The sequence below is a fragment of the Paenibacillus sp. MMS18-CY102 genome (genome assembly GCF_009789195.1).
In the GTDB taxonomy this organism is placed as follows: domain Bacteria; phylum Bacillota; class Bacilli; order Paenibacillales; family Paenibacillaceae; genus Paenibacillus_T.
In genome coordinates, this window is record NZ_WSTC01000025.1 from 61419 (window position 1) to 86300 (window position 24882).

A 24882-nucleotide genomic window follows, 5' to 3' on the forward strand; every position below is an offset into this window, starting at 1 on the left:
GATGGATAACAATCAGCCTTCCTTCTTTTACACGTATGGATTGTACATGGCGTGGATCGTAGCGGTAGTGGCAACTGCCAGCAGCCTGTACTTAAGTGATGTATTGAACTACACCCCGTGCAAGCTATGTTGGTTCCAGCGCATTTTCATGTATCCGCAGGTCATTTTGCTAGGCATCGCGGCCTACCGGGGAGACCGGAGGATTACGGGCTATGTGCTTCCGCTTAGCATCATTGGCGGACTGATTTCGATTTATCATTACTTGGAGCAAAAGGTGCCGGGAATGGCGGACATTATGCCTTGTACAGACGGCGTTCCTTGCAGCGAAGACTATCTGGACTACTTCGGCGTCATTACGATACCGCTGATGGCCCTCGTCGCTTTCATCTTGATCACTGGCTGCCTCTGGCTGACCAGGCGTGCAGCGCGCCATGAGCATATTGAAGCGGATGCTGAATAAGAACGATCCCAGCTGTCATATCGATGACGCTGGGATTTTTTGTTGGCCGCTGTAGCAGGTTATCGGAACCCACTGCTGCTGATTCGATGCAAGGGGGGAAGGGTAAGGAAGTAGGACGCGATGAAACGGGAACAATGGAATGAACGGATAGGAGTCGAGGGCAAGATGAAAGCACAGGAACGCAACGGGAGACGGCGTATGCGGATAACAATCGTGGATGATAATGCGATGAACGTCACAGTTGTACAAGAAATGCTGAAACGGGCCGGCTATCAGAACATTACGACAGCTGCTTCAGCGATGGAGCTTTATAGGCAGCTAGGGCTGGACGAGGAAGGCAATGATACCCAGCACCAAGCAGAGGATCCCGGTGTGGACCTGATCCTATTGGACATGATGATGCCGCGCATTGACGGCATTACGGCCTGCCGGACAATTCATGGCCTTGAGCGATTGAAAGATATTCCGATCATTATGGTAACGGCGATTGGAGATTCCAAGAAGCTGGCGGAGGCGCTTGATGCAGGGGCGACGGACTATGTGACGAAGCCGATTAACCGGGTCGAGCTGATGGCGAGAATCCGCTCTGCGCTTCGATTGAAGCAGGAGAAAGATTGGCATAAGGAGCGGGACCGCCGTTTGCGCGATGAGCTGCAGTTAGCGCGTGAGGTTCAGTATGCGGTATTGCCTAGCCGGCTTGAAAATGAGCGGATCGTGATCGATGCCATCTATCGCCCTTCGGAGGAATTGTCCGGTGACCTATACGCATGGCATCGCATTGATGACAATCGTTACGCAGTCGTCGTCATCGACGCGATGGGACATGGGATTTCCTCCTCGCTCGTCTGCATGTTCATTGCTTCGATTCTGAAGGAAGCGATGGGTTCGTTAACGGATCCGGACAAGGTGGTTCATGAGCTTAACCGCCGCGCGATGCAGCTCAACTTCTCCGACCAGCTCATCCATTATTATTTTACAGGCATCTATATGGTTGTTGACCTAGCTAGCGGTGTGGCGGAATACGTGAATGCAGGGCATCCGCCAGGTTTGCTGCTAAGAAGCGGGAGCAGTGAAGCCGAGTACTTGACTGGCGGAAGCCCAGCGATCGGCATATTCGACGGGATAACGGTGACGAAGCAGACGGTATCCATCGGCGCAGGGGACCGAATCGTGCTGTTCACGGACGGCCTGCTTGATCCGGTTGATGGCATGCAAGAGGAGCAGCCAGGAGAGAAGCTCGGCAGGCTGCTAGCTGGCTGTACAGGCGACTCCTTTGCAACGCAGTGGGAGTCGACGCTCTTCGGGGAGAGCGAGGCGGAACAAGAGTGTGCGGATGACCGGTGCTTGCTATGGGTATCCATCCAATAAATAAGCAAAAGCCTCACGATGCTGTCATCAGCCATCGTGAGGCTCTATTTGTTGCTATTAGCTTCGCCCGCGCGGCTTGTCGGCTAAGGATTGCTCAGAAGCCGAGCGGGACAGCAGGGCCGCTGCCGTAATGGAGCGGTCTTCCGCTTGCGCAGCCGATGGTGATCGGCGAGACCGGCGTTTGCTGCGGCTTTTCTTTGGTTGCTTCGCTGCTGGCTCCTGGCTAGGCAGCTTCGCATTCAGCAGGTCGCCTGTCCAGCCCTTGCGCCAGAACCAAAAGTAAATGCCAGCCGTGCACAGAATGACGACCAGGCACATGCCGATGAAGCCCCAAGGCTCGTCCGACCACGGCAACTTGCGGAAATTCATTCCCCATAGCGTGCCGGCAATCGTCGCAGGCATGAATAGAACGGTAAATATCGTGAGCGTCTTCATAATGTCGTTGCCCCGGAAACTGGAGATGGCATCATCCATCGAGATCAACGTATCGATCTCAGCCGCATAGGCGGACAATAGAGAGCCGATCCGCTCAAGCTTATGCTGAAGGCGAATATGCGCGTCCGTCTCCGCTAGAGTGCCGACGAACGTCTCCTGCATGGCATCGTAGAGCTCCTTGATCGGCATATACAGGTGGCTCCAGTGAAGCAAATCATACCGCCGGTCAAAAATCGCCGCCATCAAGTTCATTCGATTACGTTTGCGCATGGCATGCTCTAAGTCGCTTAATCGCGACTCGAAGCCGTCGAGCCCATGATGCAGCGGCTCCAGCAGTGCGCTCAGCGCCGTCAGGAAAGCTTCGCCGCCGGATGCACACTGGTTAAGCTGTGTATCCCATGGGGCTTGCTGTGTGCGTATAGATAAGCGCCAATCCTCATGGATTGTCACTAGCTTTTGATGGGTGACCCAGAACCGTAAAGGCTGAATGTCGGCCTTGTCGGACGTTTGCTGGATAAGCAACGAGCCATATAAAACAGGCTGCCCGTCGTCAAGGCGATGGACAACGATGTGGTTAGCGCTGCGCTCGAAGCAATCATCCAGCCAACCTGCACACTCGGGCAACCGCTGTTTCAGTGCGAGCAAGCGGCTGCCCGCATCTTCGCGTTCCAACTGCAATTGCTGCAATTTAGCTTGTTGTATGCCTCCCGCGGTTGCCGGCTTGCTGGCGCCCTGCCGGTTTGCACGAGGCGGCAAAAGGGGGGAAGCGCCCATCCCATCTTCTTGCCCGATTAAACTAGTGCCAGAAGAAGGCAACGTTGTCTCCGGTGCGAACGGCTGACGGAGCTGTAGCCATTCCCAGCCGGACGGAAACCGAAACATTCGTTCATTCATACTAAGCCTCCCGCCGATCCCATTTCCCATAACCGTCAAATTTCTGCTCTTACCATCATACCCTGAACCGAACAAGGGGGCAACTGCAAGCGGAAACGCTGGAACAGCACAACGCACCGATATATCGCCATTGGGCAATAATCGGTGCGTGTTATGGGCTATTCATCTTGCCTGCCGTCCTCGGACAAGCTATGTTTGAGCTTCTCGATTGCTCGCCGCTGGATCCGTGAAATGCTCATCTGAGAGACGCCGAGCTGTTCCGCGATAACGCGCTGCGGCTCGCCATCCTCGAATACAAGCTTCAGCACTTGCCGCTCCTCTGGCTTGAGGGCAGCCATCGCTGCCTCAATATCGAGTTTCTTGTCAATAAGGCCGAAGTCGTCGAGCGGAGAGCCGATTAGCTCACCGAGCGTGGTCGTGCTATCTTCTTCGGAGATTGGCGTGTCGAGCGACACGTAATGGTACAGGTCCCGTCCGCCAAGAATCTCGACGGTTTCTTCGACGGTAAGCTCCATTCGCTCTGCGATTTCCTCTACTTTGGGGGATCGCTCCAGTTTGACAGTAAGCTCGTCAATGGCTTGCTGAACGGCGATGCCTTTTTCCTTGATTCGCCGCGGAACTTGAATGTACCATGATTTATCGCGCAAATAGTTTTTCATGTGGCCAATGATGCTCTTCATCGCATACGGCTCGAATTGTACGCCTACCGATGGATCATATTGATGGAACAGTTTCAGTAGGGACATCTGCCCTACCTGTACCAGATCCTCGAACAGATCGGGGCGATTGCGGGCGATCTTGCCAGCAGCCATCCTGACCATGGGCGCGTGTTTTTCAATCAGAATGGTTGCTTTGTCATTATTCGGGCTTTGTTGATAATCCGCAATCAGCGCCGTGCTATCCTGCAGCGACTTTGATGGCTGAAAGGTCATGCAAGCTCGCCGCTTTTGCTGAGCCGTTTGGTCATCATGACTTGGGTTCCCGCGCCGCTTTGTACCTCAACTTGATCCATGAGCGCTTGCATCAAATACAAGCCAAGCCCGCCAGCCTCAAGCTCGCCAATCAATTTCCCGTGCAAGGATTCCGCCTTGCGTGCGGCAGCAGCGGCATCGAAGCTGTTGCCGTCATCTTTTACCACAATGGATAAAGCTTCTGCTTGTTTGATAAAACGAATTTCGACGCGAGGCTCTGGCGCTTGCACATGCAAGGATTCGCCGCTTGCTAGATCGCCGTAAGCATGCAGCACGGCGTTGTTGCATGCTTCAGACAGTGCAACCTTCATATCTTCGATTTCCTCGAAGTTAAAGCCCATCTTACTGGCAATGCCATAGAGGGCGAGGCGAACTAAATCCACATATTCGGCTGCTGCGGGCACGAACATCGTTACGACTTCTTCTTTCGCATTCATCGTATTAGGTGCTCCTCTCAGCTAGGATGAAGTTCCGGCATTCAACAAGAATGGCGTTATGCCGGTCATATCGAATAGTTTGCGAATATTCGTTGGTATCGCTTCAACGGTGAATGGGGCATTTTTGGCATGGCGCGCTTTGAGTACAGATACGAGTATGCCGATGCCGGTGCTGTCAATGTAGCGCAGGTCGCGAAGATTAAGCGCCAATTCACGGTCGGTTAGCTCGACGAGAGGAGCCATTGCAGCCCGCATCTGCGAGGCAGACTCCAAATCAAGCTCACCATTCACGTATACGGTGCACTTGCCCTCCTGATTTTCCGTTCGCAGATAAAATTTCTCGGGTGCTGTCATCATCAAACCCCTCTTCCCTATTTTTTCTCTCTACCTATTATCTATGAAATAACCATAACCGCAAACAAGCTTTTATGAAACAGGCAGCAATTAGGGGGCTGCTGGCAATTTGGCGCTGCTGGCACTTAATGAATCGGATAGATGCATTAGACAGGGGCATAATGTAATCAAATTATTCGCTTTTAGCCAGCTATTCAGGACAGGGGCGAAAGAGGAGGCTGCCATATGGCAAGCAAAATCGGTTTTTTTCAGACAGAAGCACAGGCGACAGCAGCAATCCAACAGCTCCTTCAAGAAGGGTTTACAGAAAGCGATATCCGCGTCATTGCGAAGGATCGGTTCCACTCTCGCATGGTGGAGTCGGAGAGCGGCGTCCATGTTGACGAGCTGCAGGAACTTGTCGAAACGCTTCATCATGACGCGGACGGCGGGCTGGATAACGGTGCGATGCGCCAAAATGCATTAGCAGGCGCATCTGTAATAGCCGTTGGAACGCCATACGGCGGAATCTCCTCTGCAGGCGCGGTCCCTTTTGCGACAGCAGCCTATCTAACCGCTTCTGCCTTGACAGTGGAAGACAGCAGCGCGAATCGGGCACTAATCGCATTAGATGTCGAGCATAACCATTTGGACCAATGCAGGGAAGCGTTAAAAGCTGGCACAACGCTCGTCGCCGTTTCGACCTCAGATAGCGCATCGCTGCTTGAAAAGGACGGAGGGCCTGATTTATCAAGGCTAGGCAATGCTGAGGCTGTGTTCCGCAATAATGGCGCTACGGACATTTTATAAGGCATGGCAGTTGGGCCGTCCTGCTTCGCGAGGATGGCCTTTGTGTTGCCGGTCACTTAGCATTTAAGTTAATGCCTGCAAGGATGGCCGATCTAGCCTCACGATATCCGCTAGCGGAGGCTGCTCCCCATTAATCAAATCACGAAGAAGACGAGCGGCAATAAGGCTGTATACAATGCCATTGCCGCCGTATCCAAGAGAGTAATAGACATTCTCCCTAGCCGGATCCTTGCCAATGAACGGCAAATTGTCGCGGGATTCACCGAACGTTGCACACCACGCGTAATCGATTGGTGCGCTCATCGTTGGAAATAGCGCAAGCAACTGCTTGTAGAGCTTGCCGATCTGCGCTTGCCGCGGTACATCGCTACTGAGGGGAACCATCCCCTTTTGGTCCAATCCCCCAACAATTATCCGATTGTTGCTATCGGTGCGCAAATAGAGATAAGGGCGAGCAGTTTCCCAAATCATAAAGCGTTCATGCCATACATCGAACGAAGATGCTTGGGGCTGAGTCACTATGACGAAGCTTTGGTTCATGGTTGCTTTGATGAATTGGCCCCGAAGCTCCTCGGGCTCATAGCCTATAGCAAAGATGACATGCTTCGCCCTAAGTTCGCCGCCTTCGGCCGTGGAGAGGCGGTGTATGCCATCTTTGGTGATGTGCTGTTGGACGCCGGTATGCTCATAGATCGTCAACCCCTCTTGTACAGCGGCGTCTGCTAGCGCATGCACGAGCTTATACGGATTGACCTCCGCATCGCCCCGGGCCACAATCGCGCCGGATTTAGTGAAAGGGAAATGAGCCCGAATGTCATCAGGCGTCCACCAATCTACGTCGAATCCATGCTTTTGCAACAGCTCAAATTCCCTTCTTAGCTTGGGCAAATCCTGTTCAGTGCTTGCCAAATATAAACTGGGGCGCCGTTTGAACTCAAGATCTGCTGGCAGCCGATTCGCAAGAAGCGCCAATTGTTCGACAGCTTGCTTGCACGCTTTATAAAAGGCTACGGCGTTCGGCTCTCCAATCTGGTCGGCCAGCTCGCACATCATAATATCGTTGGAAAACTGAATGAGCCCTGTGTTCGCAGACGAACTTCCGGACGCGATATCATCCCGCTCGACAACGGCGGCCCGAATGCCGCTGTTCGCAAGGACATAACCGCATAGGGTGCCAGACATGCCGCCGCCAACGATGACAACATCAAACTCGGCATCTTGTAGGCCAAGCGGTTCGTACGCCTGGACCGCTGGAAGTGTTGTAGGCCAGTATAGTAAGCCTGCATGTAATGTTTTTTTTGTCATCAGCTATCACTCCTGCATGGTAGGATAACCAATTTGAAGCATCCAATGCGATTGGCTGTAGATTCATGCTGCCCATAGTTGGCGCAGGCGGAATATAATAAGGATGGTTATGGAACCGTACGTGTAGGCAGGGAATCGTAGAGGAGGCGGCATATGGCAGGGGAAGAATCGGTACATTTATTGCCGAATGAGATAGGGGGCATTCCGCTTGCAGTTACCCTTCGGGGCACTCAGGTCGAGAATGTGCATAATGGGCATATTGCAGTTGTCGATTCGGATGGCCAGCTAGTCGCAGGCGTGGGCTCGCCTGATGTATTGGCCTTTATGCGGTCTACGGCCAAGCCGCTGCAGGCGATCCCTATCCTTCAGGCTGGCGTACTGGACGCTTATGGGCTTTCGTCCGCTGCAATAGCGATGCTGGCAGCATCCCATCGAGGCGAGCCGGCACATCTGGCTGCGCTTCTAACGATGCTGAAGCAGACGGGAGTTAAGGAAGAACAGTTCGTTTTTCACGCTGGATTGCCGCTCGAAGGGGATGCGAGAGAGGAATGGATAAAACAGGGCGGTCGGCCGCGCAAGCTCTTCCATAATTGTGCCGGCAAGCATATCGGGCTATTGGCAGCCTGCCAGCTCCAAGGCTGGCGGGCGGAAGGCTACGCAGAGCCGGAGCATCCCGTCCAGCAGGAAATTAAGCATTGGATTAGTTTTGTGGCCGATATGCCTGTCGATTGTTTATCGGGTGGCTTCGATGGTTGTGGGCTGCCTGTCTACGCCATCCCGATGCGCAAGCTGGCGCTTGTATATGCGCGCCTTGCAGCCCCTCCGATGGACTGGGAGGAATCGGTGAGAGCAACCATTGCGCGCATAACGAGTGGCATGAACGAGCATCCAGAGCTGGTGGAAGGCAAGGGGCGGCTTGCTAGCCTCCTGCTGTCCGCTCCGCATACAATTGCCAAGAGTGGCGCACAGGGTGTTTTTGCAGTGGGGCTGAGGAACGAGCAGCTTGGGCTAATCGTGAAAGTTTCCGATGGATCCGAGCCGGCTTGGCCGGCTATTGTTTCGGAAGCGCTGAAGCAGTTGGGCGCAATGGGGATTATCGCTCAGGAAACGGCACAAGGCCTTAGCGGGCGAATCGATGCGGCGTTTCCAGCAGAACTTCGCAATGATGCGGACCGTATCGTCGGAAAGCGAGAGGCGGTTTTCAAGCTTGATTCTTACGTTTGATCCCCGTACAGCATATCGTGGCGATAGGCAGAAGGCGCTTGCTCGTAAAACCGCTTGAATTGCTTGGAAAAATATAAGGCGTCCGGAATGCCGACGGAATGCGCGATCTGCTCGACGGTTAGCTCTGGGCGCTCGCGCAGCAGTTGGCGGGCTTTATCAATCCGCAGCCTTAGCAAGAATGCGACCGGCGCCATGCCGGTCTTTTGTTTGAATACGCGGGACAGGTAGGCCCGATTATAGCCGAGCGCTTCAGCCATTTGTTCAATGGAAACAGGGACTGCATATTGGGCGGATAAGTAATGCGTCACTTGCCGGACAAGCACGTCGCCGTCGCCGCCGGTGCGCATCGGCCGGGCTTCTAGCCCAGACATCGCGTTGCCGTATGCGGCGAAGAGGAGATGCAAGTAGCCCGTCGCAAGCATGGCGGCTTGCGGGCCGCCTTCACGCAATGAATGGTAGACCTGGCGGTACAGCACGCCGATGCGTGGATTCGCTTCAATATGCGAGATAGGATGCGAATGGCCGAATCCGCAGCCGGCTAGCAGGCGTGCAGCCTCTTCGCCCTCAAATGCAATCCATCGATACTGCCAGGGGTCAACTTCGTTCGAAGCGTAGCTAATTAGCCGTTCGGGTTCGATGAGGAACGTGCTGCCTGCCCGCAGCGCATAATTCGTCTCTCCATCGGTAAAGGTCCCGGAGCCGGACAATACATAATGCATCAAATAATAGTCATATACCTTCGGGCCAAGACGATGCCCCGGCTTTGTTTGGCTCTCGCCTGCGAACAGCACATGAAGGAGGCGGCTTCGCTCCGCAGCAAGATTCGAGGCTACCGCGTAGGAAAAAGGGCGTTTCATCGTGGCGATCACCAAGCTTTCTGGTCAATTAAGCGGTAAGGCAATTGTAGCATAGGCAAAGCCAAATAAACGAAAAGTCACATAAATCCATATGTAAAGCACATGCCACCATTTTCGGCGGGCATGGAAATCATTATACTGAAGGCAAGATAAATGTTCTCCAGACAAGAGAAAAGGATCGTGATCATCGCATGGCAGATATTCAATCGTTGAAACATCAATTCGTCCAGCTATATGGAGGATCAGAAGAAGGCATTCGCGTCTTCCACGCTCCCGGCCGCGTTAATCTCATCGGGGAGCATACCGATTACAATGGCGGATACGTGTTCCCAGCCGCGTTAACGTTTGGCACGACAGTGTTGCTGCGCCCTCGCCAAGACGGCAAGCTGGCGCTCGCATCAACGAACTTTGAACTGCGCGGCGTGCTGCCGCTAGATGCGATTTCGTATAAGAAGGAAGACGATTGGATGAACTACCCGAAAGGGATTGTTCATGAGCTGCAAAGCCGCGGCGTAAGCTTCGGCGGCGGTTTTGAACTGTTATATCATGGCGAGATCCCGAACGGCGCGGGCTTGTCCTCCTCCGCTTCAATCGAAGTAGCAACCGCATTTGCGCTGCTGAAAGCTGTAGGGCAGCCGGCGGATACGGTTGAAATCGCGAAGCTCTCGCAAAAATCAGAGAATGAATTTAACGGCATGCAATGCGGCATCATGGACCAATTCGCAGTAGCCAACGGGCGCAAGGACCATGCGATTTTGCTCATGTGCGATACGCTGGAATATGACTTCGTGCCTTTCCAATCCGGATCATATAAACTAGTAATTGGCAATACAAACAAACGGCGCGGATTAGTAGACTCTGCATATAACGAGCGCCGCAGCCAATGCGAGCAAGCGGTCGCTGACCTTCGCCAAGCATTCCCTTCACTGGCGTTGCTCGGACAGATCAATCTGGAGCAGTTTAATGCGAATGCGCATCTGATCCAAGACGAGACGGTACGCCGCCGCGCAAGGCATGTCGTTGAAGAAATTGATCGCGTGCTTCGTTCGATCGAGGTGCTCAAGGCGAATGATTTGGTTGCCTTCGGCAAACTGATGAATGGCTCCCACGACTCGCTTCGTGATTTGTACGAGGTAACGGGGGCGGAGCTGGATGCGATGGCAGCAGCCGCGCAAGGCGTCGAAGGCGTACTCGGGTCGCGCATGACAGGGGCGGGTTTCGGGGGCTGTACGGTATCGCTCGTTCATGAAGATGCAATCGAGCGCTTCAAGGATGAAGTGGGGCGAAAGTATACCGAAGCGACAGGGCTGGTTGCAGACTTCTATATTTGTAGCATTGGCAACGGCGTCGAAGAGCTTATTTAAATTTAATTGGCCAAAGGGAGAGGGAAACTATGGCAGTATTAGTAACAGGCGGAGCCGGCTATATCGGTTCGCATACGGTTGCAGCGCTACAAGAGCGTGGGGAAGAGATCGTGATTATCGACAATTTGGAGCAAGGGCATCGCGATGCCCTATTGGGCGGCAAGCTGTATGTCGGCGATTTGCGTGACGAGGCTTTTCTAGACAGCGTATTGAAGGAAAATGAGATCGATTCGGTTATTCACTTCGCTGCTAACTCGCTTGTAGGCGAGAGCATGGCGAATCCGGGCAAATACTATCATAACAATGTATACGGCACGCTCTGCTTGCTCGAAGCGATGAATAAGCATGGCGTGAAACGAATCGTGTTCTCGTCGACGGCTGCAACCTATGGCGAGCCAGAACGGGTGCCGATTGCGGAGAATGACCGTACATTGCCAACGAATGCATACGGCGAAACAAAGCTTGCTATGGAAAAAATGATGAAATGGTTTGATACGGCCCACGGCATTCGTTACGTTTCCCTTCGTTACTTCAATGCGGCAGGTGCGCATGCTAGCGGAAAAATTGGCGAGGACCACAGCCCTGAGACGCATTTGGTCCCAATCGTGCTGCAAGCAGCGTTAGGACAACGTTCACATATTTCTGTGTATGGCGAAGATTACCCGACAGAGGACGGCACTTGCGTGCGCGACTATATTCATGTTAGCGATTTGGCAGACGCCCATATTCTTGCCGTAGACCGCCTGCGCCGCAACGAAGCAAGCGCGATTTACAACCTAGGCAGCGGCCAAGGCTTCTCGGTCAAACAAGTGATTGATATTGCACGCGAAGTAACGGAGCGGGATATTCCGGTCGTGTATGAAGCGCGCCGCTCGGGCGATCCTGCTGTACTCATTGCATCGTCGGAACGCGCGCGGCAAGAGCTCGGATGGCAGCCTAAGCGCGATAAGCTGGAAGACATCATTCGCAGCGCATGGCAATGGCACTTGGCGAACCCGCAAGGCTACTCGAAGGCTTAAGCGGATAGTTGCAAGAAAGGAAGCGACAGCTATGACAGAACAACATCGCATCGATGCCGGGCAAGCGGCGCTGCTCATCGAAAGGCTTGTCCAATTCTCGCGCCAGCGCGGCATGTTTGAGCCTATGGACGAATCATACGTAAGGAATCTGCTGCTCGATCTGTTTGGCTTCAATGCGCCATATGAAGGGGCGATACCGGCCGAGCAGTTGGACAGCCCGATTCCAGTGCTGGAACCGCTGCTTGATTACGCGGTGCAGCAAGGGCTAATTCCGGATGGAACGACGACGCAGCGCGACTTGTTCGATGCTCGCCTGATGGGCCTCCTCATGGCGCGTCCTTCAGCAATAACAGCGCAATTCGGCCAGACGGAGAAGAATGAAGGGATCGAAGCTGCGACGAAGCAGTTTTACCAGCTTAATATTGATTCGAACTATATTCAGATGGGCCGGATTCGCAAAAATCAATACTGGCGGCATGAGACGCCAGCAGGCAGCCTCGAAATTACGGTCAATCTGTCCAAGCCAGAGAAAGATCCCAAAGAGATCGCACTGCTGAAGGCGTTGCCTCCTAGCCGTTATCCGAAATGCCTGCTTTGCGAATCGAATGTCGGCTATGCTGGCCGTGCGGACCATCCGGGCCGGCAAAACCTCCGTGTATTGCCGCTTACGCTGCAAGGGGAGCCTTGGCACTTCCAATACTCGCCGTACGTGTATTACAACGAGCATAGCATCGTGTTTAAGGGCGAGCACACGCCAATGCGCATATCGCATGCCACGTTCGTGCGTTTGCTCGATTTTATCGACCGGATGCCGCATTATTTCATTGGCTCTAATGCGGACTTGCCGATTGTAGGCGGCTCGATTTTGAATCATGACCATTTTCAAGCAGGCAGGCACACCTTCCCAATGGAGGCAGCGCCAGTGGAAGCTGTGTTCACTGATGCAAAGTTGCCTAGCGTGCGGTTCGGCATCGTCCGTTGGCCGTTGTCTGTCATTCGTGTGAAGGGCAAGGGCCGTGCGGCAGTGCTGGCTTCAGCGAACCGGATATTAGATGCATGGCGGGAATACTCTGATCCGGCGGCTGGCATTTATGCCTATAGCGATGGAGCAGACGGCGGACGCATTCCACATAATACGATTACGCCGATTGCACGCTTGCGCGAAGGCGAGTACGAGCTGGATCTTGTGCTTCGCAACAACCGAACGAGTGAGGAGCATCCCTATGGCATTTTTCATCCGCATAAGGAGCTTCATCACATTAAGAAAGAAAATATCGGGCTGATTGAGGTGATGGGGCTAGCGGTATTGCCTGGCCGCCTTAAATCAGAACTCGAAGCGATTGCGGCTTATTTGGCCGGACAGCAAGTATGGACAGCTGCGGAGGCGCAGGACGAACAGTTTGCACTCCATCCGCATGCGCGCTGGATTGAGGAACTGTTGGAGCGTTACGGTTCACAATTAAGCAGCGAGGAAGCAACTGAGGTGCTGCGCAAGGAGACTGGGGAGAAGTTCTACGCTGTCTTGCAAGATGCGGGTGTTTACAAAACAGGGGAAGCGGGCCGGCTCGCTTTTCGCCAATTCCTCGAAACGCTAGGATTGGAAATTCAAGCTTAAAAATATTGGTTATAAAAAAAAGTAGTTTTTTTCTTTCGTAAGAGAGAATAAAAACTGCTTTTTTTGTTTAAATGGATATGAAAAGCACAAATCCACACGAATTTTGTCTGAAAGTTTTCTGATGCGAGAGTTGGCATCACTCAAAAAATTATGGTATTATTTTATAGTAATCTTAAATAATTAATGGATAATATCTAATGATTATTTAGTACAATCATGATAGCTTAATCGAAGGATGGAGGGTGTATTATGTCAAACGCAATCATTCCATTGGATGATTTCTTGCAATTGGAAACCGAAGAACAGGTGGAAAAGCTCAAAAGATGGAAAATGGATTACACACTAAAGGATATTCGCGATGCATGGGGATTTAAACATTCCGCACAATATTACATGCTGCTTAAGAAATTACGAATTTACGAGCGCGTGGTTAATAAGTCGGATAAGTTTTTCCCGGGCGAAGCTGTATCCCAGAATATTTACGGCGGCGACCGGTTCGCAGTTCCAGCTTATGCGGCTGCAAAACAGCCGGGCGACCATTTTTCCTATCATCTTAATGTGACGCTTAGCGGCAATGAATTGGCAGAGAAGCTTGAGCGCGCAGCCCAGTTCCTCAAAGGGGAAAACAAGCAAGTGACGGTTAAGCTTGCAATCGAAACGATTGCAGCGGTGGAAACGCCGGAGCAGCCGGAAGAGAAGTTAGCGGAGCAAGCGTAAATAAACACAAAACCGAGGACATTCGACATGCCTCGGTTTTGTTTGTTTTAATAACTGTCGAATTATAGAAATTAATGTTATTTATTGTAAGTTACGAATTCCTCAATTTTCCTAACTCTGAGACAAGCGCTTCGACCTCCGAGATGCTGAACGATGGCTTGGAAATGACAACGTCGTACAGGTCTTTAATATCCTCATAGCGAGCAAGATCAAAGTGTGTGGATTGCATAGCTGCAGCTGTTGCCATTTTTAACTTTGATTTAATCGTGTCAATCATATATTCGACGTTTTCCAGTGTCGCTTCATTTAGGTTCATAAGAATCCCCTTCCTCCAGAATGCTAATTGATGTGATGTATTGTACCATGCTTGCGCTCGCATCGCCATGATCGCTGAACGAAGGGCACGCTATTCATTGCTGATCATATCGAAATCAAGTATCATGGACTAGACAGATGGGAAGGAACGGGAAGCGGTAACATGGGATTGCGCAGAAGACAACATCGGGTAAAACCCGTTGAGAAAAAAGCGTCGGTAACCGTTGATGCACAAGGTATTGAAACGTTTTTGCAGGCGGTTGCCGTAAAGCGGAAGCAAGGAGCGTCCATCCGTTTTGTTTGTATTGGGACGGACCAATCAACGGGGGATGCATTTGGGCCTTTAGTCGGTTCGATGTTAAAGGAATTTGGCTGGAAGGACGTAATCGGCACGCTAGGCTGTCCATTTGACGCCAAACAAATTGCAACATTGCAGATTGCTCCGCAAGAGGGAATGATTACGATAACGATTGATGCTTGTCTGGGGAAGGCAGATTCAGTTGGCAAATATGCAGTGAGCGAAGGCCCCCTTCGTCCGGGAGAGGGCGTTGGGCTCAAGCTGGACCCGATTGGCGATTATGCGATCGCTGGCGTCGTAAATGAGCTTGGCCCGAAGCCATATCGTACGCTTCAAGCGACATCCCTATATTTGGTTATGGAGATGGCTAAGGCAGCAGCGAGCAGCATTGACCGTGCGCTTCGCTAGGCTAGCTTGAAAGAATGGGACCCATTAGCGAATCATTTAGGAGGAGTTCGGATGAACATTGTTTCTATTGCGGATAACACCATTGCTTTGCGTAATGGATCGGTGACGTTAGCTTATGCCGATACGCAGCCGGAGGGCGAAGCGGATGCTGCTGTTGTGCTGCTGCATGGCTTTTGTGGAAGCTCGGCCTATTGGGAGAAAGTGCTTCCGTTGTTAGCGCGCACAAGCAGGCGGATTATCGTTCCTGACATGCGAGGGCATGGCCGTTCTTCGGCGCCAACGGATGCAGTATATACGATGGAAGAAATTGCAGAAGACGTAGCTGCCCTGATCGAAGGGCTGGCGTTAGGACCCGTTCATTTGTTTGGGCATTCGCTTGGCGGATACGCTGCGCTTGCGTTGGCTGAACGGCATCCGGGCAAGCTGCGCTCCTTCGGCATTGTACATTCGACAGGGTTCCCAGATACCGATGTTGCCCGCGACAATCGAGACCGTGCCGTTGCATCCATTCGCGATTATGGGATTGGAGCATTCGTCGAGGGGCTTATTCCCAAATTGTTCGCGGTTCGGGAAGATGGCACCCACGAAGAGCTTGTCCAGCAAGCAATCACGATTGGACGTGGAACGTCAGCTTCAGGGGCAATAGCGGTTTCTTTAGGAATGAAGGAGCGGCTAGACCGCACTGCAATCCTTGAATCGTCTAGCCAGCCCGTTCTATTGGTGGCAGGCCAGAAGGATGGCGTCATACCACCGGAGCGGACGTTTTCGACGAACCGTGCAGGCGTGAAGCAGGTGCTGCTTGAGCAAGCAGGCCATATGGGAATGATAGAGACGCCAGAGGAACTTGCTGCTGCATTGAATGATTTTATAGAACGAAAGTAACCGCCTGAACGAGCTTGATATCACTTCATGGGGAGAGATTCTATGCTGCAGCGTGACTACATGATGCGAATGATTGCCGGAATGACAGAGGCGTTGGGCCAGATGATGGGGCTACGGCGCCAGCAAAAGCATGAAGAGGCGTTGTCTTTGTCCGGCGACCTGCTCGAGAAGCTGCTTCGAATTCGGCCGGAGCTTGCCCGGAGGCTGTCGGCTGAAGACTTAATCGACATGCTGGGGCAGCGTGGAACGGCTGATCCTGACGATATTAGAGCCCTGGGGCTTCTTATGGGAGCAGAAGCAGATACGCTCGAAGAGCTGGGCCGCGAAGCGGAAGCGAACGTGCTCAGGGGCAAAGCGCTGCACATGCATCTAGCGGCTGAGCTAGAGGAGCAGGCTCATAAGCATGCGCTATCGGAAGAGTTGCTCGCATCTGGGGGAGCCGAGCGTATTATTGGCGAGCATGCCAAGCAGGAACGTGCAGATGAAGCCGCGCCTTTATTGGCTAAGCTGGCGGGCGTTAGGCTGCCAGCGCGGACTGGGAAGCTAGCGGCAGATGGATATGAGCGGCGGGGCCGCTATGACAAGGCAGAGGACTTGTGGTACGCCATGCTAGAGGACGGCGATGCGCGAGTGGAAGAAGCGGCGGCTTTTTATGAACGGCTCGAACAACGAAGTGATGAACAGCTAATAGCAGGTGGATTGCCGCGCGATGAGGTATTGCTAGGCATTGCTGGGCTTGAACGAATGAAGGAGTGAAATTGACGTACTTATGGAACAATGGCGGTTGGATTTCATGCAATGGGTGGATGAAGGGGCTGTGCTGCAGGCGACATTTAGCCAGCTTCGCCGCAAGGACGGCGATGCTCCCTCACGAACGACGATCCGGCCGATTCGGCTGAAGGATCAGTTGTATTATCAATTTGAATATCATTATGCCAATAAGGCGACGCATGAGAATGTAGCCGAAGCCGAAGCGGGCGCACGGATGGCAGATTGGCTTGAAAGCCAATATCGCCAGGCGCTAATTAAGACACGGGACGCAGATTACCAACTGCTCTTCAGCAAGAAGGGAAAAGCAGCTGTGCTGCGCAAGCCAGCAACAGGAGCCGCCGTGGAAGCAAAGGAACATAATCGCCGCAAAAATCGCGTAATCGCGGAGGGAGCCCCCGCGCCATTCCTTGTAGAGCTGGGCATTATGACAGCCGAAGGCAAGGTGAAAGATAGCCGGATGGACAAGTATCGGCAAATCAATCGTTTCTTGGAGATGGTTAGCGACGTATTGCCGCATTTGCCGCAAGATCGCCCGATTACGGTTATTGATTTTGGCTGCGGCAAATCGTATCTAACGTTCGCGCTTTACCATTTGCTTGCGGTTGAGAAAGGCTATGACCTGAATGTCATCGGCTTGGACCTAAAAGCGGATGTTATCGCCTTCTGCCAGTCGCTAGCAGACAAGCTGGGCTACGATCGGTTGCGGTTTATGGTTGGCGATATTGCGCAGTATGATGAGTCGGCATCGGCTGACATGGTCGTCACGCTCCATGCATGCGATACAGCGACGGATGCAGCGCTGGCCAAAGCGGTTGGCTGGGGGGCAAAGGTAATCTTATCGGTGCCTTGCTGCCAGCATGAGTTATTCCGCCAAATCGAGAATGAGGCGCTGAGGCCATTGCTCGGGCATGGATTGTTGAAGGAACGGTTCGCGGCACTCGCCACAGATGCGGCGCGTGGTTCTTTGCTGGAATCGGTAGGTTACAAAGTTCAAATGTTGGAGTTTATTGATCCTGAGCATACGCCCAAAAATTTGCTGATAAGGGCTGTAGCAGCCTCTTCTTCGGAAGCTGCCAGGCTACGTAAATGGGAGGAGTACGTTCGCTACCGCGACATGCTGTCAGTTCAGCCTTATCTAGAAAAGGCGCTTGCGGAGCGGCTTCCATTCCCGGAGCGCGCGGGTGAACGATGATGTATGGCATCTGGATTGAATTCATTGATTATTTAATCCTGTTGTCGTTGTTCATCCTCGTATTCATCCGCGGGTCGTTTACCGCACTGCATCGCATTTATTTGCTGTTCCATTTGTTTATGCTGAATTGGCCGCTTGGACAGACGGTGCTCTATATGGCGGAAACAGCAGAGTATCGGCATTACATTTTGAAAATCATGTACATTTGCCTCTCCGTGCTTGGGTTTGGGTGGTATGTGTTTTCTGTGTTTTTAACGGGGCGTTCTTATATTCTGTCCAAGAAGCACCTGTTTCTGGCAGCGCTTCCGTCCTTATCGACTGCTGCAATTATTGTATGGAACCCGAATGGGTTGTTCGTAAAGGGGACAGGCGCGCGCCTGATGGAGTCGCAGTATGGGCCGCTGTTCTGGCTGCTCGTCGTCGTGCTGCTTGGTTATATGGCACGGGCGATTCAAATGATGCTTCGAACACTGCGCGATCCAGAAAGTACTCCACATTTGCGCAAACAGGTGCAAATGGCACAACGCGGATTAATTCTATTCGTTATGTTCGGGCTTGCCGATATTACAGTTAACGTTATTTTCCGATCAAGTGGCATGGTTATTCCTGGGCTGCTGTCGATGGGGATGACGCTTAGCGGGCTTTATTTTGTTATTGCGATTCAGCGTAATCGATTGTTCGATTTGGTGGAAATTGCCCAACAGGACGTTATTAACTCCATGACGACGGGCATTGTCGTGATGAACGATGAAGGCATCGTCGCTGACATTAACCGTGCAATGCGGCCAATCGTGCCATTTAGGGTCGGAGACCGGTTTGATATGCGAGCGATGCTGCGCTCGATGCGGGCTGTTGCTGAGCAGACGGAGCTATTCATTGAATGGCATGAAGCAAAGGCGCAAGAACGGCTTGAAATCGAAGTGCTAGTCCCTGCCTCTGGGCAAGCTAAACGCCATGTCGTGATTGTATCTGCGCCAATTGAGGCGAAGAAGCACCAATCGACGGGACGCGTAATTACAGTCCAAGATGTAACCGATTACCGAATGTTGTTAGAAGCGACGAGAAGGCAGAATGAGACGTTGCAGACACAAAATAAAGAATTGCTAATGATGCAAGAGGAGCTGTCTGCTGCGAATCGCAAGCTGGAGCGCATGGCGGTGACGGATGGGTTAACGGGCTGCTTTAACCGCAGATATTTGATGGGCAAGATCGAGAGCGAATTGCCGAAACTAGCTGCGAATCAATCCTCCTTTGCGATCATGCTATTCGATATTGACTTGTTCAAAAAGGTGAATGATACATTCGGGCATTTGGCTGGCGATGCGGTACTTGTCCGTACGGCCCAGAAAATTCAGCAGTTGATCGGGCCTAATGACGTGCTCGCCCGATACGGGGGAGAGGAATTTACCGTCTTCATGCCCCATATTACAAGTGAACATGCGATTGCCATGGCGGAACGGATCCGGCACGAAATTGAACGAAATGAAGTGATCGTTAGCGAGCGCCACCTTGTGGGATCCGACAGCGATCAGATCAAGGAAAACGTTGATCCGCAATCTACAGCGGCTATAGGGGAATCGGCGTCGCCGCCGCTTGCGCTTCTGCAAGGGATGAAACTATCCGTTACAGTGAGCCTCGGGGTTGTAGTCGAGCGCAAGCTGAATCCTTCAAGGATGAAGGAGCCTGCAAACTACTTGCGCCAGTTGATGGCGGTTGCCGATAAATCGCTTTATGAAGCGAAAAACGCCGGTCGAAACCAAGTGGTATGCAGCGAAGTGAAGTGGGAGAACCTCGAGCCATAAGAAGCTCAAAATCCGCATAACAGATAGCGTAGTCAGTAACTAGCTAGTCATGGTACAATCATTAATGCAATCAATTATTTTGCTGCAACTAAAGGCGGGAAATACGTAAATGAGAAAGATAAGCATCCAGCAGATTAAGCCTGGCAACAAGCTGGCCAAGCCCGTCTTACAAGAGAATGGGAACGTCCTCCTCGGTGCAGGTGTCGAGTTGAACGAACGGTTTATTGAACGGCTGCGATCGCTTGGCATAGATATGCTGTTTGTGGAGGACGAATTCACCGAAGACCTCGAACCGCCAGAGGCGATTCGGGAAGCAACAAGACAGAAAGCGGTCAATGCGATTTACCAGACGACAGCGAATTTGAAGGACCAGACGTTCATGCGCGGGCGCACGGTTGCTCCAGAGATGGGGCGTACCCTGAAGCAAGTATTCGGTGAAATTATGAATGATGTCATTGTGCGCGACGACGTTATGGTCAACCTGACGAATATTCATGTGACGGATGCTTATTTGTACCAGCATGCGGTTAACGTTGCGATATTGTCGGGCATTATTGGCATCGCTAAGGGCTTTAACCGCCAGCAGCTAGAGGAGCTTGGCATTGGGGCATTGCTGTTCGATATCGGCATGACGAAAGTGCCGGTTGAGTTGATTAATAAGGACGGCCCATTAACGCCAGCAGAGAAAGCTTTGGTGGAGCGCCACACGACCGAAGGATTCGATATTTTGCGCAAGCAGCATGATATTTCATTGCTATCTGCCCATTGCGCGCTTCAGCACCATGAACGTTTCGACGGTTCTGGTTATCCGCGTGGCTTGAAGCAAGATGAGATTCATCTGTATGCCCAGATCGTCGGGATTGCTGATGTGTATGACGCGTTGACATCGCCAAGGCCGCATCGGAAGCGGCATACGCCTTCGGAAGCGATTGAATTTTTGTTCGCCTCCGGCAGTACGTATTTTGACTATGAGCTCGTTAAGCTGTTCTGCAAGCATATTTCGGTTTATCCAGTTGCGACAACGGTACTGCTTAATACGGGGCAGATTGCGGTCGTATCGGCGAACAATTCGCTTGCGGTACATCGCCCAACTGTACGAATAGTTGAAGAAGCAGATGGCAGCAGGCCCTCGAGTGTGTATGAGATTGACCTGAAGAATGAAGTAAGCATTCTCATTGTGAAGGAACTGTAATTCAATTGAATAGCAATCACGATCGAACGATAATGGCAAACTTGCTGAAAGGCAAGGACGCAAAGCTATAGGGCCTAATAGCCGTCAAGGACGGAATATTTGGCAGCCTGGTTACCGAATTCGCTTCCTTGCCTAAGCTTGGAGCGGCTTCTTAAATGATGCGGCTTTTTTTCTTTTTTCTGGGCCAGCTAACAAGGGGGGTGCGTGCTGATTTGTCGACCAAAGAGATGATCTCGCCGAAAGCGCTTGTTCATAGCCGGACAGTTGTGGAGAAGCATGATTACGTAACGACGGGAATTTCGATATACGTTGAGGGGGATTTGCTAGGAATCGAACTTAATGAGTATAAACGGTTTGAGTTAGGCGATTCGGTTCAAATGACGTTTTATTCGCCGGCTGGCATTCATCGGCTGCAGTCTACCATTATTGGCAAGGATGAAGGGTCGATTGCGGTTATTTTTCCGCCTCGTGCCTTTCAATTTGTGGAGAAGCGTGAGAGTCCGCGGGTTGATGTGACAGCGACAGGCAATCTTCGATTGCAGCAGGAGGGAGCCGAGCAGATTACGTTGGCGGAGGAACGGCCGCAATGGAACCATGCCATGTCGCCGGACGAGCTCGATGATGATGAACTGCTCGCGCATCTGCATGAGCTGAACGGGGAGCATGACAAACGGTCAGACAAATTACAAATCGCGCTCCGCAATATTAGTTTATCGGGTGTTGGCTTTGTTTTGGAGCAATCCTCCGAGCGCTTATCTGTCGGCGACACGCTGGAAGCTGAATTGCAGGTTGGCCTAGATGGGGCGATCAACTGCGATCTTATCATTGTAAGGCGAGAGCTGCAGGAGGATGGCTTTTATTATGGTGCCCGATTAGATAGTGTAGGCGAGAAGCAGCGCCGGGCGCTTCGTGCGTTCATTTTGCGCGAGCAGGTGGGCCTGTTCTACCATAATCGAAATAAGCAAAATAAAAACAAAAGCCGCTCAAATGGTTGAGCGGCTTTTGTTGTAGCGCCTGCTTGCCTAACCTGAGTAACTATAGATCGCGGCGGAGTGCACGAAGCACATCAATTCCAGTAGCCCGCGCTGCAGGGCGCAGGCCGGATAGGATGGCCACGCCAGCACTGATCAGAATGCTAAGCGCCGTTAATGTCCATGGAATGTAAGAGAAGACGAAGCCTTCGGGTACATTGGAGTCGAGCGATGCTTTCACGATCGGAGGCACGATTATATTGACCAATGTGCTTAGCACGTAGGCGACAGCGGTGCCGATGATGGCGCCGAATACGCCGATTCCAAAGCTCTCGAGCAGGAATACGCTGCGAATGGTTTTCGGATGCGCCCCGATCGCTTTCATGATGCCAATATCCGGTGCGCGCTCAGTGACAGCCATCGTCATTGTGTTGTAGATGCCAATTGAAGCAATGAGCACGGCGATCGTTCCAACGAAGATAAGCCCGATTTTCATAATTAAGAAGACGACATCCATCTGCTTCAGCTCATCTGCAACCGAGTAGACGAGAAATTGCTCCGCGCGAAGCGCTTTGGACACCTTCGTTACCTTATTCGCAGAGGTTGCGTAGACCGACACCTCAGAAGGCTCAAGGCCCGAGAGAAGCTGAGCAGACTGGAGGGCTGATAGGTCGGCTATGAAGGACGAGTCATTCATATATTCGCGAGCCGGCTTCTCAAGCACGCCGACGATTTTCATCTCGTGAATCTCAGTCTTATCAGGGCTCTTGCCATCTGGGGATGGCAACGTGAGCGTGGCCGAAACGGCCGTGTTGACTAGTGTGCCTGTATAGGGCTGGCCGTCTTTCGTTTTCAGTTGGCTGGCAAAATGATAGCCGACGACGGCCTCATCCGGTGCTTGAGGCAATCGCCCCTCGGATAAAGGCAAGCCTGATTTGGACTCTTCCGCCATATCTGCTACTCGAATCATGCCGTCTGCACTGTAACCGCCTTTAAGCTCCCAATGGCCGATCAACCCATACCTCACTGTAACGGCTTTCACATAGTCAGGCTTACGCAAAACATTAATGTCCTCGGTTGTGATCGCCCGGTTCCCGTCGCCAGCCCCTCTGCCAGCCACCTCGATCTGGGTTACTTTTCGCCCGTGAAGGGCATCCTCCACGATGCTTTTTTGTAATCCGAATGCAACGGAAGCAATCATGATAAGGAACGTACAGCCCATTGCCGTCGCGAGGACAGTCATCGCAATACGCGATTTGTTTTTGCCCATATTTTGCCGGACAAACCGAATTCGGTCTTTCGCTTTCATTACAAAGCCACCTCCGAGCCGGGCGCAGGCGAACCTTGTTGCTGCCGCGTGTTGATCGTTTCAGCCAAAAGCCCATCTTCCATGCGAACAGTACGATGCCCGATTGAAGCGACATGCTCGTCATGCGTAATGATCAGGAACGTAATGCGTTCCTCTGCGTTTAGCTGTTGGAGCGTTGTGAGAAACTGCCGTTCGTTCTCCGAATCCAAACTGCCTGTCGGTTCGTCTGCGAAGACGATGCTTGGCCGAAGCGCCAGCGCACGGGCGATGCCAACACGCTGCTGCTGTCCGCCTGATAGTTCGCCAGGATAGTGCTGTGCGTAATCGGTGAGCCCGAAACGTTCGAACAACTGCATAGTACGTTGATGTCGTTCTGCCTCGCTGACGCCTTCCAATACGAGAGGGAGCTCGGCATTCTCGAATGCTGTCATGCTCGGAATCAGCTGGAAGCTTTGGAATACAACGCCGATCCGTGATCTCCGAAAATCAGCCCACTCGCCTTCGTTGAACCTCGACGTGTCTTGCCCGTCAATAATAACGCGGCCCTCCGTCGGCCGAATGAATCCGCAAGCTGCGTGCAGCAGCGTTGATTTGCCAGAGCCGCTTCGCCCGACCAGCGTGACGATCTCCCCTGCATTTACATGCAAATTAATCCCCTTCAGAACTGGAACGGTCCGTTCGCCTCCCTTTTTGCCCAGCTGGTACACGTGGGAGATTTGTTCTAATCGAATCATTTTAAGTAGGCCTCCTATTTCCGTTCAATTGTTGATAGTAACGAGCTGGAGGGAAAGAAAGTTTCAGGTGCAGAAAAAGCTGCAATTGCGCGTCGGAGAGAATAAGGCAGTTATTTCTGCTCTAAACGTTGGATTCGCCTGCGTTGGGTGGAATAGGGTAGATTAATCTGCTCTAAACGTTGGATTCATCTGCATTGGGTGGAATAGGGTAGTTTTTCCTGCCCTAACCGCTCGATTCACTCACACCGGGTAGAATAGGGCACATTTTTCGGCTTCACCGCTAGTTTGGGAGGGGGAGGGTGCGGACATACTCGTAGCAAGGCAGTAGAGGGAAGGGGATTCTGATGCGAGTGCAGCGAGCGGGGCAGGTGCAGCGTGAAAAATTTGTGGCGATGGGCATACTGGCAGCGGCAGCAGTTGGGACAGCTGTGTCCCTGATTGCGTCGGGAATGTATGCACGGAATGATGCGGCCATTGCATCGATGTTGCTCGTATGCGCAGCAGGGCTTGTATCGGTTTTTATAAAAGAAAACAAGGCGAGCAACATTGTTCAACTGGTGTATTGGTGTTTGTTCGGGCTTGCTGTGCTCAGCCTTGCCGCCCTGCGGCTCGGCAGCACATTAAGCCAATCGGCCACAGCAGCTGAATGTGTGCGATGGCTGGGAATCGCTGCATTAGCTTGCCTGCTGCTGCATTCGGCTAGAACGAAGAGACGCCTTGCCCCAAGCGTTGTGCTGGTTGTAGCTTGTGGCTTAATTGGGCTTGCTACCGTAATGGGGTGGAGTGGCGGCTTGCCTGTTCCAGCCGGCTTCGTTTTTCATACGCCGGATGTTCGCTTATCCGCTATAGGGACCAGGCTTGCTGGCTTCGTACAATATCCAAATACGCAGGGCGCGTGGGCAGCAGCGCTGCTGCTCTGGCTGCTCGCTGTACTCACTAGCCGCAGCGGGAGCCAACTGCGCTCACGGCTATGCGCCTGCCTCGCAGGGCCGCTCATGCTCGCGCTCCTGCTCACCGAGTCGCGCGGTGCTGCGCTAGCCTGCGCCGCCAGCTTCGCGTTCGGCGCGCTGCTGCTGCGCGGCCGCCAGCTCGCGCTCTGGCTCGCCAGCGCGGGCTGGCTCAGCGCCATCGCTGCGCTAGCCTACCGGCTCGCGGCCGCGCCCGAGCGCTTCGCCGCCAGCGGCGGCGCCCACGCGGCG

General features: G+C 52.6%; 24 protein-coding genes, 1 pseudogene and 1 riboswitch. Of the genes and pseudogenes, 16 read left to right on the forward strand and 9 right to left on the reverse strand.

All coding sequences use genetic code 11. From position 1 onward, the window contains the following. The first annotated feature begins 1 nt into the window (after position 1). Together GON22_RS18255 and GON22_RS18260 are read left to right on the forward strand one after the other, a co-directional pair. Positions 2-460, forward strand: coding sequence for a disulfide oxidoreductase (locus GON22_RS18255; RefSeq protein ID WP_160397548.1), 459 nt, complete (start codon positions 2-4; stop codon positions 458-460). 198 nt (positions 461-658) lie between these two features. Beyond that, a complete protein-coding gene (locus GON22_RS18260) occupies positions 659-1828 on the forward strand; it encodes a PP2C family protein-serine/threonine phosphatase (RefSeq protein WP_202113309.1) in 1170 nt (389 codons plus the stop codon). Between the two features lie 57 nt (positions 1829-1885). Here GON22_RS18260 and GON22_RS18265 read toward each other — a convergent pair whose 3' ends face one another. From GON22_RS18265 to GON22_RS18280, 4 genes are all read right to left on the reverse strand, one after another. Next, positions 1886-3157 carry a magnesium transporter CorA family protein gene (locus GON22_RS18265; protein ID WP_160397549.1) on the reverse strand — a complete coding sequence of 424 codons (1272 nt, stop codon included), beginning with the start codon at positions 3155-3157 and terminating at the stop codon, positions 1886-1888. Positions 3158-3315: 158 nt separating this feature from the next. Continuing rightward, the gene (locus GON22_RS18270; RefSeq protein ID WP_160397550.1) at positions 3316-4089 is read right to left on the reverse strand and encodes a sigma-70 family RNA polymerase sigma factor; all 774 of its coding nucleotides are present in this window, start codon (positions 4087-4089) and stop codon (positions 3316-3318) included. Next, positions 4086-4565, reverse strand: a complete 480-nt coding sequence (gene rsbW / locus GON22_RS18275) for an anti-sigma B factor RsbW (RefSeq protein WP_160397551.1) — start codon at positions 4563-4565, stop codon at positions 4086-4088. The genes GON22_RS18270 and rsbW overlap by 4 nt, the downstream gene beginning before the upstream one ends. A gap of 21 nt (positions 4566-4586) precedes the next feature. Beyond that, entirely contained in the window at positions 4587-4922 is a 336-nt protein-coding gene (locus GON22_RS18280; RefSeq protein ID WP_160397552.1) for an STAS domain-containing protein, read from the reverse strand. 222 nt (positions 4923-5144) lie between these two features. On the opposite strand from GON22_RS18280, the gene GON22_RS18285 reads away from it, so the two are divergent. Next, positions 5145-5708, forward strand: a complete 564-nt coding sequence (locus GON22_RS18285) for a general stress protein (RefSeq protein WP_160397553.1) — start codon at positions 5145-5147, stop codon at positions 5706-5708. A gap of 63 nt (positions 5709-5771) precedes the next feature. Here GON22_RS18285 and GON22_RS18290 read toward each other — a convergent pair whose 3' ends face one another. After that, complete coding sequence (locus tag GON22_RS18290; RefSeq protein ID WP_160397554.1) at positions 5772-7013, reverse strand: NAD(P)/FAD-dependent oxidoreductase; 1242 nt, start codon at positions 7011-7013, stop codon at positions 5772-5774. Positions 7014-7166: 153 nt separating this feature from the next. Between GON22_RS18290 and GON22_RS18295 the strand changes: the two genes are divergently transcribed. Beyond that, positions 7167-8237 (forward strand): asparaginase, encoded by a 1071-nt coding sequence (locus GON22_RS18295; RefSeq protein ID WP_160397555.1) that lies wholly within the window; start codon positions 7167-7169, stop codon positions 8235-8237. Here GON22_RS18295 and GON22_RS18300 read toward each other — a convergent pair. After that, positions 8228-9094 (reverse strand): AraC family transcriptional regulator, encoded by an 867-nt coding sequence (locus tag GON22_RS18300; RefSeq protein ID WP_160397556.1) that lies wholly within the window; start codon positions 9092-9094, stop codon positions 8228-8230. The genes GON22_RS18295 and GON22_RS18300 overlap by 10 nt on opposite strands. A 191-nt stretch (positions 9095-9285) precedes the next feature. Between GON22_RS18300 and GON22_RS18305 the strand changes: the two genes are divergently transcribed. From GON22_RS18305 to GON22_RS18320, 4 genes are all read left to right on the forward strand, one after another. Beyond that, entirely contained in the window at positions 9286-10458 is a 1173-nt protein-coding gene (locus GON22_RS18305; protein ID WP_160397557.1) for a galactokinase, read from the forward strand. A 29-nt stretch (positions 10459-10487) separates the two neighbouring features. After that, positions 10488-11477, forward strand: a complete 990-nt coding sequence (galE, locus tag GON22_RS18310) for a UDP-glucose 4-epimerase GalE (protein WP_160397558.1) — start codon at positions 10488-10490, stop codon at positions 11475-11477. A 31-nt stretch (positions 11478-11508) separates the two neighbouring features. Further along, a complete protein-coding gene (locus GON22_RS18315; RefSeq protein WP_160397559.1) occupies positions 11509-13092 on the forward strand; it encodes a UDP-glucose--hexose-1-phosphate uridylyltransferase in 1584 nt (527 codons plus the stop codon). 249 nt (positions 13093-13341) lie between these two features. After that, the gene (locus GON22_RS18320; protein WP_160397560.1) at positions 13342-13809 is read left to right on the forward strand and encodes a hypothetical protein; all 468 of its coding nucleotides are present in this window, start codon (positions 13342-13344) and stop codon (positions 13807-13809) included. Positions 13810-13900: 91 nt separating this feature from the next. Here GON22_RS18320 and GON22_RS18325 read toward each other — a convergent pair whose 3' ends face one another. Then, entirely contained in the window at positions 13901-14125 is a 225-nt protein-coding gene (locus tag GON22_RS18325; RefSeq protein WP_160397561.1) for a DUF1128 domain-containing protein, read from the reverse strand. Positions 14126-14287: 162 nt separating this feature from the next. On the opposite strand from GON22_RS18325, the gene yyaC reads away from it, so the two are divergent. The 7 genes from yyaC to GON22_RS18360 all read left to right on the forward strand — a co-directional run bounded on the left by yyaC (position 14288) and on the right by GON22_RS18360 (position 21664). After that, on the forward strand, positions 14288-14830 hold the full coding sequence (gene yyaC, locus GON22_RS18330) for a spore protease YyaC (protein WP_160397562.1): 543 nt from the start codon (positions 14288-14290) through the stop codon (positions 14828-14830). Positions 14831-14881: 51 nt separating this feature from the next. Beyond that, positions 14882-15712 carry an alpha/beta fold hydrolase gene (locus tag GON22_RS18335; protein ID WP_160397563.1) on the forward strand — a complete coding sequence of 277 codons (831 nt, stop codon included), beginning with the start codon at positions 14882-14884 and terminating at the stop codon, positions 15710-15712. Positions 15713-15754: 42 nt separating this feature from the next. Beyond that, positions 15755-16468, forward strand: a complete 714-nt coding sequence (locus GON22_RS18340; protein ID WP_160397564.1) for a DUF6483 family protein — start codon at positions 15755-15757, stop codon at positions 16466-16468. A gap of 37 nt (positions 16469-16505) precedes the next feature. Next, a complete protein-coding gene (locus tag GON22_RS18345) occupies positions 16506-17675 on the forward strand; it encodes a class I SAM-dependent methyltransferase (protein ID WP_160397565.1) in 1170 nt (389 codons plus the stop codon). Next, positions 17672-19477: a histidine kinase N-terminal 7TM domain-containing diguanylate cyclase gene (locus GON22_RS18350; protein WP_160397566.1), complete on the forward strand. Its 1806-nt coding sequence runs from the start codon at positions 17672-17674 to the stop codon at positions 19475-19477. The genes GON22_RS18345 and GON22_RS18350 overlap by 4 nt, the downstream gene beginning before the upstream one ends. Before the next feature lie 109 nt (positions 19478-19586). After that, complete coding sequence (locus tag GON22_RS18355; protein ID WP_160397567.1) at positions 19587-20669, forward strand: HD-GYP domain-containing protein; 1083 nt, start codon at positions 19587-19589, stop codon at positions 20667-20669. A gap of 24 nt (positions 20670-20693) precedes the next feature. Then, a riboswitch (cyclic di-GMP riboswitch) is annotated at positions 20694-20788 on the forward strand. 93 nt (positions 20789-20881) lie between these two features. Continuing rightward, positions 20882-21664 carry a PilZ domain-containing protein gene (locus tag GON22_RS18360; protein WP_160397568.1) on the forward strand — a complete coding sequence of 261 codons (783 nt, stop codon included), beginning with the start codon at positions 20882-20884 and terminating at the stop codon, positions 21662-21664. Positions 21665-21704: 40 nt separating this feature from the next. On the opposite strand, the gene GON22_RS18365 is transcribed toward GON22_RS18360, so the two are convergent. Both GON22_RS18365 and GON22_RS18370 read right to left on the reverse strand, forming a co-directional pair. Continuing rightward, positions 21705-22949 carry an ABC transporter permease gene (locus GON22_RS18365; RefSeq protein ID WP_160397569.1) on the reverse strand — a complete coding sequence of 415 codons (1245 nt, stop codon included), beginning with the start codon at positions 22947-22949 and terminating at the stop codon, positions 21705-21707. Further along, positions 22949-23683: an ABC transporter ATP-binding protein gene (locus tag GON22_RS18370; RefSeq protein WP_160397570.1), complete on the reverse strand. Its 735-nt coding sequence runs from the start codon at positions 23681-23683 to the stop codon at positions 22949-22951. Before GON22_RS18370 ends, GON22_RS18365 begins: the two co-directional genes overlap by 1 nt. Positions 23684-24027: 344 nt before the next feature. Between GON22_RS18370 and GON22_RS18375 the strand changes: the two are divergent. Continuing rightward, positions 24028-24882, forward strand: a pseudogene (locus GON22_RS18375) (hypothetical protein); the annotation flags it as partial.

Bases quoted from the DNA above. Each gene is read 5' to 3' on its own strand.
- GON22_RS18255 (WP_160397548.1), top strand. From the start codon at position 2: ATGGATAACAATCAGCCTTCCTTCTTTTACACGTATGGATTGTACATG.
- GON22_RS18260 (WP_202113309.1), top strand. From the start codon at position 659: ATGCGGATAACAATCGTGGATGATAATGCGATGAACGTCACAGTTGTA.
- GON22_RS18265 (WP_160397549.1), bottom strand. From the start codon at position 3,157: ATGAATGAACGAATGTTTCGGTTTCCGTCCGGCTGGGAATGGCTACAG.
- GON22_RS18270 (WP_160397550.1), bottom strand. From the start codon at position 4,089: ATGACCTTTCAGCCATCAAAGTCGCTGCAGGATAGCACGGCGCTGATT.
- rsbW (WP_160397551.1), bottom strand. From the start codon at position 4,565: ATGAATGCGAAAGAAGAAGTCGTAACGATGTTCGTGCCCGCAGCAGCC.
- GON22_RS18280 (WP_160397552.1), bottom strand. From the start codon at position 4,922: ATGATGACAGCACCCGAGAAATTTTATCTGCGAACGGAAAATCAGGAG.
- GON22_RS18285 (WP_160397553.1), top strand. From the start codon at position 5,145: ATGGCAAGCAAAATCGGTTTTTTTCAGACAGAAGCACAGGCGACAGCA.
- GON22_RS18290 (WP_160397554.1), bottom strand. From the start codon at position 7,013: ATGACAAAAAAAACATTACATGCAGGCTTACTATACTGGCCTACAACA.
- GON22_RS18295 (WP_160397555.1), top strand. From the start codon at position 7,167: ATGGCAGGGGAAGAATCGGTACATTTATTGCCGAATGAGATAGGGGGC.
- GON22_RS18300 (WP_160397556.1), bottom strand. From the start codon at position 9,094: ATGAAACGCCCTTTTTCCTACGCGGTAGCCTCGAATCTTGCTGCGGAG.
- GON22_RS18305 (WP_160397557.1), top strand. From the start codon at position 9,286: ATGGCAGATATTCAATCGTTGAAACATCAATTCGTCCAGCTATATGGA.
- galE (WP_160397558.1), top strand. From the start codon at position 10,488: ATGGCAGTATTAGTAACAGGCGGAGCCGGCTATATCGGTTCGCATACG.
- GON22_RS18315 (WP_160397559.1), top strand. From the start codon at position 11,509: ATGACAGAACAACATCGCATCGATGCCGGGCAAGCGGCGCTGCTCATC.
- GON22_RS18320 (WP_160397560.1), top strand. From the start codon at position 13,342: ATGTCAAACGCAATCATTCCATTGGATGATTTCTTGCAATTGGAAACC.
- GON22_RS18325 (WP_160397561.1), bottom strand. From the start codon at position 14,125: ATGAACCTAAATGAAGCGACACTGGAAAACGTCGAATATATGATTGAC.
- yyaC (WP_160397562.1), top strand. From the start codon at position 14,288: ATGGGATTGCGCAGAAGACAACATCGGGTAAAACCCGTTGAGAAAAAA.
- GON22_RS18335 (WP_160397563.1), top strand. From the start codon at position 14,882: ATGAACATTGTTTCTATTGCGGATAACACCATTGCTTTGCGTAATGGA.
- GON22_RS18340 (WP_160397564.1), top strand. From the start codon at position 15,755: ATGCTGCAGCGTGACTACATGATGCGAATGATTGCCGGAATGACAGAG.
- GON22_RS18345 (WP_160397565.1), top strand. From the start codon at position 16,506: ATGCAATGGGTGGATGAAGGGGCTGTGCTGCAGGCGACATTTAGCCAG.
- GON22_RS18350 (WP_160397566.1), top strand. From the start codon at position 17,672: ATGATGTATGGCATCTGGATTGAATTCATTGATTATTTAATCCTGTTG.
- GON22_RS18355 (WP_160397567.1), top strand. From the start codon at position 19,587: ATGAGAAAGATAAGCATCCAGCAGATTAAGCCTGGCAACAAGCTGGCC.
- GON22_RS18365 (WP_160397569.1), bottom strand. From the start codon at position 22,949: ATGAAAGCGAAAGACCGAATTCGGTTTGTCCGGCAAAATATGGGCAAA.
- GON22_RS18370 (WP_160397570.1), bottom strand. From the start codon at position 23,683: ATGATTCGATTAGAACAAATCTCCCACGTGTACCAGCTGGGCAAAAAG.